Annotated in this window: 13 protein-coding genes; 10 read left to right on the top strand and 3 right to left on the bottom strand. The window is 66.9% G+C overall.

Annotation, left to right across the window (positions count from 1 at the left end; genetic code table 11):
- Both typA and ACZY0B_RS08980 read left to right on the top strand, forming a co-directional pair.
- Positions 1-1,872: translational GTPase TypA (gene typA / locus ACZY0B_RS08975; protein ID WP_463763746.1), on the top strand; the 1,872-nt coding region annotated here is incomplete at its 5' end.
- Positions 1,873-1,969: 97 nt separating this feature from the next.
- Entirely contained in the window at positions 1,970-3,823 is a 1,854-nt protein-coding gene (locus ACZY0B_RS08980; RefSeq protein WP_463763878.1) for an ABC transporter family substrate-binding protein, read from the top strand.
- 8 nt (positions 3,824-3,831) lie between these two features.
- Here ACZY0B_RS08980 and ACZY0B_RS08985 read toward each other — a convergent pair whose 3' ends face one another.
- On the bottom strand, positions 3,832-4,440 hold the full coding sequence (locus ACZY0B_RS08985; RefSeq protein ID WP_463763747.1) for a TetR/AcrR family transcriptional regulator: 609 nt from the start codon (positions 4,438-4,440) through the stop codon (positions 3,832-3,834).
- Between the two features lie 93 nt (positions 4,441-4,533).
- On the opposite strand from ACZY0B_RS08985, the gene mshB reads away from it, so the two are divergent.
- The 4 genes from mshB (at position 4,534) to ACZY0B_RS09005 (ending at position 9,501) form a co-directional block, all read left to right on the top strand.
- The gene (gene mshB / locus ACZY0B_RS08990; protein WP_463763748.1) at positions 4,534-5,448 is read left to right on the top strand and encodes an N-acetyl-1-D-myo-inositol-2-amino-2-deoxy-alpha-D-glucopyranoside deacetylase; all 915 of its coding nucleotides are present in this window, start codon (positions 4,534-4,536) and stop codon (positions 5,446-5,448) included.
- Between the two features lie 92 nt (positions 5,449-5,540).
- Positions 5,541-6,005 carry a hypothetical protein gene (locus ACZY0B_RS08995; RefSeq protein ID WP_463763749.1) on the top strand — a complete coding sequence of 155 codons (465 nt, stop codon included), beginning with the start codon at positions 5,541-5,543 and terminating at the stop codon, positions 6,003-6,005.
- Between the two features lie 61 nt (positions 6,006-6,066).
- Positions 6,067-8,685, top strand: a complete 2,619-nt coding sequence (locus ACZY0B_RS09000; protein ID WP_463763750.1) for a bifunctional FO biosynthesis protein CofGH — start codon at positions 6,067-6,069, stop codon at positions 8,683-8,685.
- Positions 8,686-8,739: 54 nt separating this feature from the next.
- The gene (locus ACZY0B_RS09005) at positions 8,740-9,501 is read left to right on the top strand and encodes a maleylpyruvate isomerase N-terminal domain-containing protein (protein ID WP_463763879.1); all 762 of its coding nucleotides are present in this window, start codon (positions 8,740-8,742) and stop codon (positions 9,499-9,501) included.
- A 13-nt stretch (positions 9,502-9,514) separates the two neighbouring features.
- Here the strand turns inward: ACZY0B_RS09005 and ACZY0B_RS09010 are convergent, their stop codons facing one another.
- The gene (locus tag ACZY0B_RS09010) at positions 9,515-9,847 is read right to left on the bottom strand and encodes a hemophore-related protein (RefSeq protein ID WP_463763880.1); all 333 of its coding nucleotides are present in this window, start codon (positions 9,845-9,847) and stop codon (positions 9,515-9,517) included.
- Between the two features lie 438 nt (positions 9,848-10,285).
- On the opposite strand from ACZY0B_RS09010, the gene fdxA reads away from it, so the two are divergent.
- The 4 genes from fdxA to ACZY0B_RS09030 all read left to right on the top strand — a co-directional run bounded on the left by fdxA (position 10,286) and on the right by ACZY0B_RS09030 (position 15,528).
- Complete coding sequence (gene fdxA, locus ACZY0B_RS09015; RefSeq protein ID WP_065050067.1) at positions 10,286-10,612, top strand: ferredoxin; 327 nt, start codon at positions 10,286-10,288, stop codon at positions 10,610-10,612.
- Positions 10,613-10,654: 42 nt separating this feature from the next.
- Positions 10,655-11,755 (top strand): succinyldiaminopimelate transaminase, encoded by a 1,101-nt coding sequence (gene dapC / locus ACZY0B_RS09020; RefSeq protein ID WP_463763751.1) that lies wholly within the window; start codon positions 10,655-10,657, stop codon positions 11,753-11,755.
- A gap of 96 nt (positions 11,756-11,851) precedes the next feature.
- The gene (locus ACZY0B_RS09025) at positions 11,852-14,212 is read left to right on the top strand and encodes an APC family permease (protein ID WP_463763752.1); all 2,361 of its coding nucleotides are present in this window, start codon (positions 11,852-11,854) and stop codon (positions 14,210-14,212) included.
- A 23-nt stretch (positions 14,213-14,235) separates the two neighbouring features.
- Positions 14,236-15,528 (top strand): alpha/beta hydrolase fold domain-containing protein, encoded by a 1,293-nt coding sequence (locus ACZY0B_RS09030; protein ID WP_463763753.1) that lies wholly within the window; start codon positions 14,236-14,238, stop codon positions 15,526-15,528.
- Here the strand turns inward: ACZY0B_RS09030 and ACZY0B_RS09035 are convergent.
- Positions 15,525-16,217: a GAP family protein gene (locus ACZY0B_RS09035; protein WP_463763754.1), complete on the bottom strand. Its 693-nt coding sequence runs from the start codon at positions 16,215-16,217 to the stop codon at positions 15,525-15,527. The genes ACZY0B_RS09030 and ACZY0B_RS09035 overlap by 4 nt on opposite strands.
- Positions 16,218-16,264 lie beyond the last annotated feature (47 nt).

The following is a 16,264-nucleotide window of genomic DNA, read 5'->3' on the forward strand; positions in this document are numbered from 1 at the left end:
GCCATCGTCGCCCACGTCGACCACGGAAAAACCACCCTGGTCGACGCGATGCTTCGGCAGTCCGGCGCCCTGACCCACCGCGGCGACGACACCGTCGAACGACTGATGGACTCCGGTGACCTGGAGAAGGAAAAGGGCATCACCATCCTGGCCAAGAACACCGCCGTCCACCGCAAGAACCCGGACGGCAGCGTGACGGTGATCAACGTGATCGACACGCCTGGGCACGCCGACTTCGGTGGTGAGGTGGAGCGCGGGCTGTCGATGGTCGACGGTGTGCTGCTGCTGGTCGATGCCTCCGAGGGCCCACTTCCGCAGACCCGGTTCGTGCTGCGGAAGGCGCTGGCGGCGCATCTGCCCGTCATCTTGGTGGTGAACAAGACCGACCGGCCCGATGCGCGCATCGCCGAGGTCGTCTCCGAGAGCCACGACCTGTTGCTCGACGTCGCCTCCGACCTCGACGATGAGGCGCAGAAGGCCGCGGAAGATGCGCTCGGACTGCCGACCCTGTATGCGTCCGGTCGCGCCGGCATCGCCAGCACCACCGAACCCGCCAATGGTGAGAATCCCGACGGCGACAACCTCGACCCGCTGTTCGACGTGCTGCTCGAGAACATCCCGCCGCCGCAGGGTGACCCCGACGCCCCGTTGCAGGCGTTGGTGACCAACCTCGACGCCTCGGCCTTCCTCGGCCGGCTCGCGCTCATCCGGATCTACAAGGGCCGGATCCGCAAGGGCCAGCAGGTCGCCTGGATGCGCGAGGTGGACGGCCATCCGGTCATCACGAACGCCAAGATCACCGAACTGCTCGTCACCGAGGGCGTGGAGCGCACGTCTACCGACGAGGCCGTCGCGGGCGACATCGTCGCCGTCGCGGGCTTGCCCGAGATCATGATCGGCGACACGCTGGCGGACCCCGACCACGCGCACGCGCTGCCGCGCATCACCGTCGACGAACCGGCCATCTCGGTGACCATCGGCACCAACACGTCCCCGCTGGCGGGGAAGGTGTCCGGACACAAGTTGACCGCCCGCATGGTGAAGTCGCGGCTGGACTCCGAACTGGTCGGCAATGTGTCGATCAAGGTCGTCGACATCGACCGGCCCGACGCGTGGGAAGTGCAGGGCCGAGGTGAGCTCGCATTGGCGGTGCTGGTCGAGCAGATGCGCCGGGAGGGTTTCGAGCTCACCGTCGGCAAGCCGCAGGTGGTCACCAGGACGATCGACGGCAAGCTGCACGAACCGTTCGAGGCCATGACGATCGACTGTCCCGACGAGTTCGTCGGCGCCATCACCCAATTGATGGCCGCCCGCAAGGGCCGGATGGAGGAGATGACCAACCACGCGGCCGGCTGGGTCCGGATGGACTTCATCGTGCCCAGCCGCGGCCTGATCGGCTTCCGCACCGACTTCCTCACCCTCACCCGGGGCACCGGCATCGCCAACGCCGTCTTCGACGGCTACCGTCCGTGGGCCGGCGAGATCCGGGCCCGGCACACCGGGTCGCTGGTGTCCGACCGGACCGGTTCGGTCACGCCGTTCGCGATGATCCAGCTGTCCGATCGTGGGCAGTTCTTTGTCGAGCCCGGTGATGACACCTATGAGGGCCAGGTCGTCGGGATCAACCCGCGCGCCGAAGACCTCGACGTCAACGTCACCCGCGAGAAGAAGCTGACCAACATGCGGTCCTCGACCGCCGACGTGTTCGAGACGTTGGCCAAGCCACTTCAGCTTGACCTGGAGCAGGCCATGGAATTCTGTGCGAACGACGAATGCGTCGAGGTGACGCCGGAGATCGTGCGGGTCCGCAAGGTCGAACTGGACGCCACCTCCCGGGCCCGCAGCAAGGCGCGAGCAAAGGCTCGGGGCTAGCTTGTTGTTGCCCAACGCCGGCAGGATTCGCAAAGCCGCCGGGGAGGCGGTCGATACCCTGATGGTCGTGCTGCACCGAGCCCGCCACATTTTGCTGATGGTCGGCGTGCTGCTCGCAGTGGTGGGCCTGACGCTGGCGGCCTGCACCGTCAGTCCGCCGCCGGCACCGCAGAGCACCGATACGCCGCACAACACACCGCCGCCGCCGCAGCGGGTCACCCAGATCATCATGGGCATCGACTCGATCGGCGCCGGCTTCAACCCGCATCTGCTGTCCGACCTGTCTCCGGTGAACGCGGCGATCAGTGCCCTGGTGCTGCCCAGCGCATTTCGGCCGGTGCCCGATCCCAACGCAGCCACGGGTTCGCGCTGGGAGATGGACGCGACGCTGCTGGTCTCCGCCGAGGTGACCAACCAGAACCCGTTCACGGTGGCATACAAGATCCGGCCCGAGGCGCAATGGACGGACAATGCCCCGATCGGCGCCGACGACTTCTGGTACCTGTGGCATCAAATGGTCACTCAACCAGGGGTGGTCGACCCGGCCGGCTACGACCTGATCACTGGCGTGCAGTCGCTGGAAGGTGGTAAGCAGGCCGTTGTCACCTTCGCGCAGCCGTATCCGGCATGGAAGGAACTGTTCAGCGATCTGCTGCCGGCGCACATCGTCAAGGATGTGCCGGGCGGCTTCGCCGCCGGACTGGTCAAGTCGCTGACGGTCACCGGCGGGCAATTCCGGGTGGAAAACATCGACCCGCAGCGCGATGAGATCCTGATCGCCCGCAATGACCGCTATTGGGGCCCGCCCGCCAAACCCGCCCTGATCCAGTTCCGCCGGGCCGGTGCGCCGGCCGCGCTGGCCGACTCGGTACGTAACGGCGACACCCAGGTGGCCCAGGTGCACGGTGGCTCAGCGTCTTTCGCTCAGCTGTCGGCCATTCCCGACGTGCGGACCGCCCGGATCATGACGCCGCGGGTCATGCAGCTCACGCTGCGCGCCAACCAGCCTCAGCTGGCCGACACGCAAGTCCGTAAGGGGATTCTGGGACTGCTCGACGTCGACCTGCTCGCCGCCGTGGGCGCCGGCAGCGACAACACCATCTCGCTGGACCAGGCCCAGATTCGGGCACCCAGCGACCCCGGCTATGAACCGAGCGCGCCGCCCGCGATGACCAAACAGGCTGCGCTGGCACTGTTTTCGGCGGCCGGCTACCAGGTCGAGAACAGCCCGCCGACGCCCGAGTCCACGACCCCCCCGCCGACTACGGGGCCGCCGGAAGTGATCCGCGGCCGGATCAGCAAGGACGGCAAGCAGCTGTCGCTGGTGATCGGGGTGGCGTCGAACGACCCGACCTCGGTGGCGGTGGCCAACACCGCCGCGGACCAGTTGCGCAACGTCGGCCTCGCCGCGTCGGTGGCGGCGCTGGATCCGGTGACGCTGTATCGCGACGCGCTGACCAACAACCAGGTGGACGCCATCGTCGGCTGGCATCAGGCCGGTGGAAACCTGGCGACGCTGCTCGCGTCGCGCTATGGCTGCCCCGCATTGGAGGCGACCGCGGTACCGACCGCGACTGCGCCGCCGACGACCACACCCGTCGCCTCGACCTCACCGGCCGCGCCGGTGAGCACCCCGGTAACGCCGACGCCGACGGCGCCCAGTCGTCCGCCCGAGCCCGGGGCCCTGGTGCAGGCGCCGTCGAACCTCACCGGGATCTGCGACCGCAGCCTTCAATCCAACATCGATGCCGCCCTCAACGGCACCAAGAGCATCAACGACGTGATCACCGCGGTGGAACCGCGGCTGTGGAACATGTCGACCGTATTGCCGATCCTGCAGGACACCACGATCGTCGGCGCGGGCCCGAGCGTGCAGAACGTCAGCCTCACGGGTGCGGTGCCGGTCGGCATCGTCGGCGACGCCGGTCAATGGGTGAAAACGGGACCCTAGCGGCGAGATCAGCCGTCCGAGGCCGCCCGCGGCGGGATCACGGTGTCGACGACCAGCGCCAGCTCGCGCCGATTCGGCGGTTCGCCGGTGAGCAGGAAGTGCTGGTTGATCAGGGCCGGGCCGATGCGCGCGGTCAGCGGGGTCAGCGTGGCCGGATCGATATCGCCGGCCTCGACGGCGGCCTGCAGGATCGAATCGATGATCTTCAGCCTGGGGCCCACCACGGCATCGGCGAAGATGGCGCGCATCTCGGGTTCGTGCAGCAGCTGGTGAATGATGTCCAGCCCGGGAAAAGCCGTCTTGCCGGCCAAGATGTCGCGGTGCGAGGTGAACACCGTCAGCAGGGTCTCGCGCGCGGAGCGCCCGGACCGCGGTTCGGGCAGTGTCGGCAGCGCGAACACCAGTGCGGCGTGCACCAGGTCGTGCTTGCTGCACCAGCGCCGGTACAGCGCGGCCTTGCCGGTCTGGGCGCGGGCCGCGATACCTTCCATCGTCAGCCCGCCGTATCCGACCTCGGTCAGCTCGGCCAGCGTGGCCTCGTAGAGCGCGCGCTCGAGCACCTCGCCGCGCCGGCGGCTGCGGATGCCAGTCGGCGCTACTTGGGTGGCTTGCGGCATTTCTCGATAGTAGCCGTAGGCGTTCCTATTTGGTGCGCCCTGGTGCAACACAACGATCGAGATTACCGGTTCGGCTGCGGGTAGGGTGCGTCCATGCCCGAGACTCCGCGGCTGTTGTTCGTCCACGCACATCCCGACGACGAAAGCCTCAGCAACGGCGCCACGATCGCCTACTACGCCGCGCGCGGGGCTCAGGTGAGCGTCGTAACCTGCACGCTCGGCGAGGAGGGCGAGGTCATCGGGGACCGCTGGGCCGAGCTCGCGGTCGATCGTGCGGACCAACTCGGCGGCTATCGGATCGGCGAACTCACCGCGGCATTGCATGCGCTGGGCATCGGTGCGCCTATCTATCTCGGTGGCGCGGGACGCTGGCGCGACTCGGGGATGGCGGGCGCCGAGAAGCGGCGCCGCGAACGGTTCGTCGACGCCGACGAAGGCGAGGCCGTCGGGGCGCTGGTCGCCATCATTCGCCGGCTACGCCCGCACGTCGTCGTCACCTACGACCCCAACGGGGGATACGGGCATCCCGACCACATCCGGGCCCACGCCGTCACCACCGCCGCGGTCGAAGCGGCCGGCCCTGGACTCGAGGGGGCCGACTACCCCGGCGAGTCCTGGGTGGTGCCGAAGTTCTACTGGACGGTGATCGGATTCAACGCGTTCATGGCCGGGTGGCACGCACTGGACCCCGGCGATCTGCTGCCGGGCTGGGCGATCCCGCCCGAAGACCAATTCGACTTCGGGTATCCCGACGAAAAGATCGACGCCGTCGTGGCGCCGCCGCCGGATGCGCTGGCCGCCAAGGTGGCCGCGCTTACCGCGCACGCCACGCAGGTAATCGTCGGCCCGACCGGGCGGGCCTGTGCCCTGTCGAACAACATGGCGCTGCCGATCCTTGGTGAGGAGCACTACGTTCTGGTCGCCGGCTCCGCCGGCGACCGCGATGGGCGGGGCTGGGAGACCGATCTACTCGCGGGACTCAATCTCGGCGGGTCCGCGACGCGGTAGGCTGCCATACAGGCAGCCACGGAAGGAATTCGTATGGACCCCGACCTGGACCCTAACCAGCAGCATTGGCAGGACCGACTGGACAGCTTGCAGTGGGTTATCGGCTCCATAATGTCCAATATCGACAGCGTCCCGACCTGACCGAAACCAAGCCACGCGCCGCGTCCATTGAGGATGCCGGCGCGACGGACCCCGCTATTCGCGTCGTGGTACTGGCGTTATTGGCCGTCGACGGGGTCTTATCCGCACTAGCCGGTGCTCTGCTGCTGCCTTGCTATATCGGCACGATTCCGTTTCCGATCAGCGGATTGATCAGCGGTTTGGTCAACGCCGCCCTGGTCTGGGCCGCCAGCCGATGGACGCGGTCGGCGCGGGTGGCGGCGCTGCCGCTGTGGACGTGGCTGCTGACGGTGGCGGTGATCAGCATGGGTGGTCCCGCCGACGACATCATTTTGGGAGGTAGTGGGCTGATGGCCTATGGCGCCCTGCTGCTGATCGTGCTCGGGGTGACACCGCCGGTAATGGTGATGTTCCGGCGCGGCCACCACTACGGCTGACGCTTACCGGCCTGGCGCTAATGTTGCGCATACGGCACCCGACATGGTTGCCGAAATTTAGATGCTGGGACGCGCGGATGAAATTCGATCGTTGGGAAGTTACACCAAGGTGCCGCTGACTCCGGGCGAGGAGCCCACCGCTCTGCCTAATCCTGCTATTCCGCCTACGGCCAGCGCGTCTGCGCTGCGGCGGGTGCTGCGCCGGGCTCGCGACGGCGTCGCGCTGAACGTCGACGAGGCTGCCGTGGCGATGACCGCGCGCGGTGCCGACCTTGCCGACTTGTGTGCGAGCGCGGCGCGGGTGCGCGACGCGGGTCTGGAATCGGCGGGCAGGCGCGGCGCAAGCGGCCGGCTGCCGATCACCTATTCGCGCAAGGTGTTCATCCCCGTCACTCATCTCTGCCGGGACAACTGCCATTACTGCACGTTTGTCACCGTGCCGGGCAAACTTCGCGCCCAGGGCGCCGGCATGTATCTGGAGCCCGACGAGATCCTCGACATCGCCCGGCGTGGCGCCGAACTGGGTTGCAAGGAAGCACTATTCACCCTCGGCGACCGCCCGGAGGACCGCTGGCCCGAGGCCCGCGACTGGCTCGATGAGCGCGGCTACGACTCGACGCTGTCCTATGTGCGCGCGATGGCGATTCGGGTGCTGGAGGAAACCGGACTGTTGCCGCACCTGAATCCGGGCGTGATGAGCTGGTCGGAGATGTCGCTGTTGAAGCCGGTGGCGCCGTCGATGGGCATGATGCTCGAGACGACGTCGCGGCGGCTTTTCGAGACGAAAGGGCTTGCGCACTACGGCAGCCCGGACAAAGACCCCGCGGTCCGGCTGCGCGCGCTTACCGATGCAGGCCGGTTGTCGATTCCGTTCACCACCGGCCTGCTGGTCGGCATCGGGGAGACGCTGGCCGAACGTGCCGATACCTTGCATGCGATTCGCAAGTCGCACAAGGAATTCGGTCATGTTCAAGAAGTGATCGTGCAGAATTTCCGGGCCAAGGAGCACACCGCGATGGCCGGTGTCCCCGATGCCGGCATCGAGGACTACCTGGCGACGATCGCGGTGGCGCGGTTGGTACTCGGCCCCGGCATGCGCATCCAGGCGCCGCCGAACCTGGTGTCCCGGCAGGAGTGCCTGGCGCTGGTGGCCGCCGGAGTCGACGACTGGGGCGGGGTTTCACCGCTGACGCCCGACCACGTCAACCCGGAACGGCCCTGGCCCGCCTTGGACGAGCTGGCGGCCGTGACCGCCGAAGCCGGATTCGACTTGGTGCAGCGGTTGACCGCGCAACCCAAATACGTCCAGGCGGGCGCCGCGTGGATCGACCCGCGGGTGCGTGGACATGTTGTGGCGCTGGCTGATCCGGCGACCGGGCTGGCGCGCGACGTCAACCCCACGGGTCTGCCCTGGCAGGAACCCGACGACGCGCAATCGACCGGACGGGTCGATCTCAATGCCTCGATCGACACCGAGGGCCGCAACAGCGAGGCGCGCAGCGATCTCGACAGTGCGTTCGGGGACTGGGAATCGATCCGCGCGCATGTGCACGAGCTTGCCGCCGCCGCGCCTGTGCGTATCGACACCGACGTGCTCGCCGCGTTGCGCTCGGCCGAGCGCAACCCCGCCGCCTGCACCGACGACGAGTACCTGGCCCTGGCCACGGCCGACGGCCCGGCATTGGAAGCGGTTGTCGCGCTGGCGGATTCACTGCGCCGCGACGCGGTCGGCGACGACGTGACCTTCGTGGTGAACCGCAACATCAACTTCACCAACATCTGTTACACCGGCTGCCGGTTCTGTGCTTTCGCGCAGCGCAAGGGCGACGCCGACGCGTACTCGCTGTCCGCGCAGGAAGTCGCCGACCGCGCCTGGGAGGCGCACGTCGAAGGTGCGACCGAGGTGTGCATGCAGGGCGGGATCGACCCCGAGTTGCCGGTCACCGGATACGCCGACCTGGTGCGCGCCGTCAAGGCCCGGGTCCCGTCGATGCACGTGCACGCGTTTTCCCCGATGGAGATCGCCAACGGCGTGACCAAGAGCGGGCTGAGCGTTCGCGAATGGCTGATCAGCCTGCGCGAGGCCGGGCTGGGAACCATCCCGGGCACCGCCGCGGAGATCCTCGACGACGAAGTGCGCTGGGTACTCACCAAAGGCAAGCTGCCCACCTCGATGTGGATCGACATCGTCAGCACCGCGCACGAGGTGGGCCTGCGGTCGTCGTCGACGATGATGTACGGACACGTAGACAGTCCGCGGCACTGGGTCGGCCACCTCAATGTGCTGCGTGAAATCCAGGATCGCACCGGCGGTTTCACCGAGTTCGTGCCATTGCCGTTCGTGCATCAGAGCTCACCGTTGTATCTGGCCGGCGCGGCGCGTCCCGGGCCCACCCATCGCGACAACCGGGCGGTACACGCATTGGCGCGAATTATGTTGCACGGCCGCATTTCCCAGATTCAGACCAGCTGGGTCAAGCTCGGGACCGAGCGCACCCAGGTGATGCTCAACGGCGGCGCCAACGACCTGGGCGGCACGCTGATGGAGGAGACCATCTCGCGGATGGCGGGCTCCGAGTACGGGTCGGCGAAGACGGTGGCGGAGCTGACCGCGATCGCCGAGGGGATCGGTCGCCCCGCGCGCCAGCGCACCACCGACTACAGCCCGCTGGCCGCGTAGTTGTCGGTGGCCGCGGGTATACCCGAGGCCGTGAAGCGAGTCATCGGCGCAACCATTGACCAAGACCGATTCCCCGAATGGCAGCCCTTTGTCGATGCGGTGCAACAGCGTCGACCCGAAGCCGGTACCTGGTGTGAAGCCTGGACCGTGCGCGACATCGTCATCCATCAAGCCGGAAACGCCGAGGAACTCGCCCGGGTGCTGGGCGCGCATCTGGCCGGCGAACCCGTCGGCACCCGCGGCTTCAAGGAACGCGAGGGCCCATTGCGCGATCTCGACGACGCGGACCTGTGGGACGCGCTGACCGAGCGGATGGCCACCCTCAGCGATGTCGCCGCCGCGGCCGATCAGGTTCCCGCGGACACCGACGTCGCCTGGACCGGTCGCACGATGAAGGTGCCCTGGTTCGCCGAGCACATGCGCGAAGAGCTGGTTCTGCATGGCTGGGACATCACCGGCGACCCCGGTATCCCGACGGCCTTCCAGGCCGCGTTGGCCGAGCCGTGGATGACGACGCACAGCGTCTTTGCGGTGGGCCGACCGCTGCTGGCCAAGGGAGTCAAGCAGCTGCGGCCGGGCGAGCGGATCGAGGCACGGCTGCGAGTCGCCGGCACCGACGACGTCCTGCTCGATGCGCAGACCCACCGCACCACGATCGGGCTCGCCGCGCCCGAGGGGCCGGCCGCATTGGAAACCGATGCCGCCGCACGAGTGTTGCTGCTGTGGGGGCGCCGCCCCGCCGATCCGTCGCGAATCTGCAGCCGCGTCGGCCCGGAGGCCCTGGGCCGACTGCGGCTACTGCTCAGCGGTTACTGAGCGAGCCGTTGGCTCAGTAGTTGTTACAGACGACCGCGACTTGCTGGATCGTGTTGAAGTACTTCACGGCCGCCGGCATGCCCTGGATCTGCGCAGCCATCTGCTGGCGCTTGGGAGGCGGAGCGGCGAGGAACTGCCGGATGTAGTTCTGCGCGAACGGTGAATCGTTCAACTGCTGGGCGGTTGCCGGATCATTCGCGTTGAGTGCCGCCATCACCTGCCCGTAGTTGCAGGTTGTGTTGATGATCGGATCCATGGGGTCTGCCGAAGCAACCCCCGCCGCGGCGCTCAGCGCCACTGCCGCACCACCAACCGCGGCTGCCAGTTTGCTTAACGACAGCGTCATCATGCTTGGACACCTTCCCCGGATTTATGAAGCCAACGACGGCTATGTGATCTGCCCTGACGGCTGCCGTCTCGGACGAGGCTACCAGCCGGCGCGGGCGTTCTTTTGTTTCACGGTTATTCGCCAGCCCGGCCCCGAACGTAACCATCTCCCGATCAACGTGTGGGTGACGTTCGTCACACCGGGAAATCGTCTGGCGGATTACCGCTCGCCGATCTCGTCGCCGCATTCGAATGGTCGGTACGGCGACCTGCACGGCTGCGAGACTGCCCGTATGGAAACTCGGCATCGCCGTGGCGTGCCAACTAGTTGACGTGTATGTGCAACGTCTAGTATCAGTAACCGAAAGCTTTGCTTATGGCGGCCGGGAGCGCCGCGGCGAGGTTAAACAGCAGCCCACACCGAGCAGTACATCGAGAAAACGTTGAGGAGTCGTCCGTGACGTACACGATCGCCGAGCCCTGCGTCGACATCAAGGACAAGGCGTGTATTGAAGAATGCCCCGTCGACTGCATTTACGAGGGCGCTCGGATGCTTTTCATCCACCCCGACGAGTGCGTGGACTGTGGGGCCTGCGAACCGGTCTGCCCTGTCGAGGCGATCTACTACGAAGACGACGTGCCCGAACAGTGGAGCCAATACACCCAGATCAACGCGGACTTCTTCGTTGAGCTGGGCTCGCCCGGTGGTGCGGCCAAGGTCGGGATGACCGAGAATGACCCGCAAGTGGTCAAGGATCTGCCGCCACAGGGCGAAGGAGACTGAGGGGGACCAGTGCTGCAGGAGCCCAGGGGGGGCCGGCCTGCTGTGTCGGCGTCCCTGCCGGAGTTTCCCTGGGACACCCTGGCCGATGCGAAAGCATTGGCCACGGCCCATCCGGACGGCGTCGTCGACCTGTCCATCGGAACCCCGGTAGACCCCGTCGCGCCGGTGATTCAAGAGGCGCTGGCCGCCGCTAGTTCCGCGCCTGGGTATCCCGCCACTGCCGGCACCGCAGAGCTGCGTGCATCCGTGGTCACGGCGCTGGGCCGCCGCTTCGGCGTCACCGGGCTCGCCGAGTCCGCCGTGCTGCCGGTGATCGGCACCAAGGAACTCATCGCCTGGCTACCGACCCTGCTGGGCCTTGGCCCCGCGGACGTGGTCGTAGTTCCCGAGCTGGCCTATCCCACCTACGACGTCGGCGCCCGGCTGGCCGGTGCCCAGGTGGTCCGCGCGGACTCGCTGACCCAACTGGGGCCGCAATCGCCGGCGCTGGTCTACCTGAATTCGCCGAGCAATCCGACCGGACGCGTACTGGGCCTCGATCATCTGCGCAAGGTCGTCGGGTGGGCGCGGGAACGTGGTGTCGTGGTGGCGTCCGACGAGTGCTACCTGGGGTTGGGCTGGGAGGCCGAGCCGCTGTCGGTGTTGCACCCCGCTGTCTGCGACGGTGACCACACCGGATTGCTGGCCGTGCATTCGCTGTCGAAGAGCTCGTCGCTGGCGGGGTACCGGGCCGGCTTCGTCGCCGGTGATCCCGGCCTGGTCGCCGAGCTGCTGGCGGTGCGCAAGCACGCCGGAATGATCGTGCCGACACCGGTGCAGTCCGCCATGGTGGCTGCGCTGGACGACGACGACCACGAGAAGGTGCAGCGCGAGTGCTACGCCCGGCGTCGGGCCGCCCTGGCGCCGGCCCTGCGCGCGGCGGGTTTCGCGATCGACGATTCCGAGGCCGGGCTGTATCTGTGGGCTACCCGCGGCGAGCCGTCACGTGACAGCGTCGGGTGGTTGGCCCGCCTGGGCATCCTGGTGGCGCCGGGCGAGTTCTACGGCCCTCGCGGCGGGCGCCACGTCCGCGTCGCGCTGACCGCCACCGACGAGCGCATCGACGCCGCGGTGCAGCGGCTCACCGCATCGCCCGCACACTGATCGCGAGAAATTCCGCATCGGATCTTTCCCCGACCGGCTGAACCGGCACAATGCATCGAAGGCATTACCCAACCGCTCGGGGTAAGGAATCCTGTCGTGACAACTTCGGCTGGCAAACTGCGCATCCCGCTGTCGATCGAGGACATAGGCAAACGCCTCTTTCTCGGGAAGCCGCTGATCACCGATGATCTGGCAGGCGAGAAGCTGTCGAATCCGGTTGCGCTGGGTGCACTTTCGCCGGATGCGATCTCGTCGACCGCCTACGGCACCGAGCAGATCCTGATCGAACTGCTGCCGGCGGCCGGGCTGGCGGCTTTTGCGCTGCTGCTGCCCATCACCGGCGTCATCTTGGTGATTCTGGTGTTGGTGACCGCGTCGTATCGCCAGGTCGTCATGGCCTACACCAGGGCGGGCGGGTCCTACATCGTCGCCCGGGAGAACTTCGGGCCCCGGACCGCTCAGATCGCCGCCGCGGCCCTGCTGATCGACTACGTCGTCACGGTGGCGGTGCAGGCGGCGGCGGGAACGGTTGCGGTGGTGTCGGCGGTCCCGGCGTTGGGTCCCTACAGCCTGGCAATCACGGTCGGCGTGGTGCTGTTCATTTGTTACGCCAACCTGCGCGGATTACGGGAAGCGGGGCGGCCGTTTGCGGTGCCAACTTACTTCTTCGTCGCCATGATCACCCTGACGATCGTGACCGGTGTCATCCGCGAAATATTCGGAGATTTGCCGGTATACGACCCCAGCCACATCGCCGGAACGGTGGCGGTCCATCAGAGCAACGGCTTGGTGATGGGCGCGACGATTCTGGTGTTGCTGCGTGCGTTCGCCAATGGCGGTTCTTCGCTGACGGGAGTGGAGGCGATCTCCAATACCGTCACCGTTTTCCAGAAGCCGCAGGGCATCAACGCGCGTCGGGTGCTCACTGCCATGGCGTGCATTCTCGCGTTCTTACTCGCCGGTGTGGCTTATCTGGCCCATGTCACCCACGCCACCCCCTATGTTGCCGGCTATCCATCGGTGTTATCCGAGGTCGCCCGCGCGGTCTTCGGCAACGGGGTAGTGGGCAACGTCTTCTACAGTCTCGTCCAGGTATCGACGGCGGCCATCCTGTTCACCGGTGCGAACACCAGCTTCAACGGATTCCCGGCGCTGGCGAGTTTCGTTGCCGAGGACCGCTTTCTGCCGCGGCAGCTGATGAAACGCGGTTACCGCCTGGTGTTCTCGAACGGCATCATCGCGCTCACCGCACTGTCGGTGGTATTGCTGTTGACGACCGGCGGCTCGGTCAACGCACTGGTTCCCTTTTACGCGATCGGCGTGTTCACCGGATTCTCGATGGCCGGCTACGGAATGACCAAACACCATCTGACGCACCGGGAACCGGGCTGGCGGCGTCGACTGGCGATCAACCTCTCCGCCGGAATCCTGTCCACGGTCGTGGTGGGCATCTTCGCGGTGGCGAAGTTCACCGAGGGTGCCTGGCTGGTAGTCGTGGTCTTTCCCATCTTGGTGTTCATCCTGATACGTCTGAACCGGGAATATCGGGCGGAGGCCGCCATTCTCGAGATGTTCCGCACCGACCGGCCCGATTTGGTGAAGTACGCGCGGCACAAGGTGTTCGTGTTCGTGAACTCGGTTGACCTCGCGGTGATCGAAGCGCTTCGCTACGGCAAGGGACTGCGGGCCGACGAAATGATCGCGGTGCACTTCATGGTCGACGCGGCGCTCGCCGCGCAAATCCGGAAACGCTGGGATCACTTCGAACTCGACACCCGGCTGCGAGTTGTGGACTGTCCCGACCGGCGGATCATCCGGGCCGCGCAAGTGTTTGTCGCCAAGGCACGCGACGAACATCGCAATACCAATGTGACGGTGCTGTTGCCACGCCGAACGTTTGCGCCGCTGTTCGGACGGCTGCTCCACGACCGCACCGCCGACAAGATCGCCCGGGCCGTCAGCTTGATCCCGGATGCCGCGGCGACGATCGTGCCTTACGACGTGCAATCGCGGATCGAGGAGGCGTACCCCGAACGCATCGAGCAACGGGTCGCGCGCGAAGTCGAGAAGTTGGGGGCGTGGGTTGCCCGCGGCGAGGACCAGGACGTCGAAGCCTTCGAGCATCCCGATCCGTCGCGTTCGGTGCTCACCGTGGCGGGCCTGATTCCGGGACACCGCGCCACCTTCGAGGGACGGGTCAGCGAGGTCGAGGACACCAACGAAGGCAGACGCACACTTCGGTCGATCGTCGTCGGCGACCACAGCGGCGAGATCAGCGTTACCTTCCGTCCCGGGCATGGGGGCGCCGACATCCAGCCCGGTCAGCTATTGCGGATCATCGGCAAGCCCAGGCAGAGCGGCAGCCGGCCGATGTCGATGGTCGACCCGGCCTACCACATCGTGGAAGACCCGGCGCAGGCCGGCAGGGCCGGGCCGTCACAAGCCGACGCAACCTGAGCGTTAACGTGGGGACGGCATGAATGACGTGCCGGCGTTCCACGGAAAGGACAGCAGTGAAACGACTGCGAGCCGTATTGGCGTCGATTCTGAGTGTCGCATTCGCCGCCAACGGATATCGGCCGTTGAGCAGGGGCGGATACGGCTCCGTTTTCGCGTTCGCCTATGGCGTATTCGCCTCCGAGCTCCCGCTGGCGATGCTCGGTGTCCAGTTCACCACCCTGGCGGCGCTGTCGCGCCGGTTGCCCCCGCGCACACGGCGATTGAGCTGGCTGCTGTCGGCGGTGTCGTGGCTGGGACTGCTCGGGTTGCGTCATGTCGGGCGCAAGGCCAACGAGCCGCTGACCGCCGCGCTCGACGCCGGCTTGGGTACCGACCGCCGAACCGAGTCCGGTGATCTGTGGAAGCGGCCCGCGCCCGGCGGAGCGACCGCGAAGAAGCCCGGCGCCGCCCGCATGCTGCGGATCTACCGCGACTACGCGCACCACGGCGACATCAGTTACGGCGAGTTCGGTTCGCGCAACCACCTCGACATCTGGCGACGGCCCGACCTCGACCGTGACGGGCGGGCTCCGGTGTTGCTGCAGATCCCCGGCGGTGCCTGGATGGTGGGGAACAAACGCGGACAGGCACATCCGTTGATGAGTCACTTGGCCGAATTGGGTTGGATCTGCGTGGCGATCAACTACCGACTCAGCCCGCGCTCCACCTGGCCCGACCACATCGTCGACGTCAAGCGCGCGATCGCGTGGACAAAGGAGAACATCGCCTCCTACGGCGGCGACCCGGACTGGATTGCGATCACCGGGGGTTCGGCCGGCGGACACCTGACTTCGCTGGCCGCACTCACCCCGAACGATCCGCGGTTTCAGCCGGGCTTTGAAGATGCCGACACCCGGGTGGACGTGGCGGTGCCGTTCTACGGCGTCTACGATTTCACCGCGACCGGCGACGCGATACACCCGATGATGGCGGCAATGGTGGCCAAGAACGTATTCAAGCTAAGCCGCACGGAGATCGCCGAGCCGTTCCGCGCGGCTTCGCCGATTGCCCACATCCATCAAGATGCCCCACCGTTTTTCGTGCTGCACGGCACCAACGACTCGTTGGTCCCCGTCGAGCAAGCCCGCAGCTTCACGGCCCGACTTCGCGAGGTCAGCCGCCAGCCCGTGGTGTACGCCGAGTTGCCTTGGGCGCAGCACGCGTTCGAGATGTTCGGCTCGGCCCGCGCGGCGCACGCCGCGGTGGCAGTCGAGCAATTCCTCGCCGAAATGTATGTGCGCCGCGACCGCCAAGGTTCAACCGCGCCCGCTTAAAGACTTCGCATACCGATGAATACCAGCACACACCCGGCCGCGGCCAACAAGCTGGCGACCTCGACGCGCCGGCGCGACCGGATCCAAATTTGCAGCGCGACCATCCAGGCGCGCGTCTGCTGGGGCGCCAGCAGGTAGGCCAAAAGCGGGATCTCCACGAGCGCGAACGCCACCACGTGAAACATCAGCAGCGCACCGAACTGTGTCATGGCGGCAGTCCCGGAGGCCACGATGGCGGCCAACGCCGCGAGATAATCCACGGATGGCAACGCGATCCCAAGACCCGCCACCCCCGCCACCCACAGCGAACGCCCGTGCAGTAGCCGCCTCGAAAACCTGCCCAGGCCATGATGTGCGCGGACGTCCGACTCGTCCGCGGTCCGGGATTTGAAGCGCCCGACCTTGTCCCTGAGCACGACCTGTGCACTCAGCGCGACGGCGACAACCACGGCCGTCCCGCCGATCAGGATCTGAAGTTTCGGCAACGTGATGTGCGACGAACTGAGCAGCCTGCGCTGAAGTCCGAACACCACGGCCAGGCCCACGCTCATGCCCATCGCGAAGCCTCCGCAGAGGAATGCGAAGAGTTGCAGCATCGGTCTGGGTCGGTTGAGCATCAGCACGGTCATGCCGATCCGGAACGGCTCGACGCTCATCGCGAAGGCCATTACCAGCAGGGTGATCCACATGTCAGGCTTCGGCGGTTAGGCGTCCGACCGGGTGTTGCGCAGCAGGG

The sequence above is a fragment of the Mycobacterium sp. IDUB_19 genome (assembly GCF_055419445.1).

Excerpts from the sequence above, each read along its gene's own strand:
- ACZY0B_RS08980 (WP_463763878.1), top strand. The coding sequence starts at position 1,970 with ATGGTCGGCGTGCTGCTCGCAGTGGTGGGCCTGACGCTGGCGGCCTGC.
- ACZY0B_RS08985 (WP_463763747.1), bottom strand. The coding sequence starts at position 4,440 with ATGCCGCAAGCCACCCAAGTAGCGCCGACTGGCATCCGCAGCCGCCGG.
- mshB (WP_463763748.1), top strand. The coding sequence starts at position 4,534 with ATGCCCGAGACTCCGCGGCTGTTGTTCGTCCACGCACATCCCGACGAC.
- ACZY0B_RS09000 (WP_463763750.1), top strand. The coding sequence starts at position 6,067 with ATGCTGGGACGCGCGGATGAAATTCGATCGTTGGGAAGTTACACCAAG.
- ACZY0B_RS09010 (WP_463763880.1), bottom strand. The coding sequence starts at position 9,847 with ATGACGCTGTCGTTAAGCAAACTGGCAGCCGCGGTTGGTGGTGCGGCA.
- ACZY0B_RS09030 (WP_463763753.1), top strand. The coding sequence starts at position 14,236 with ATGACGTGCCGGCGTTCCACGGAAAGGACAGCAGTGAAACGACTGCGA.
- ACZY0B_RS09035 (WP_463763754.1), bottom strand. The coding sequence starts at position 16,217 with ATGTGGATCACCCTGCTGGTAATGGCCTTCGCGATGAGCGTCGAGCCG.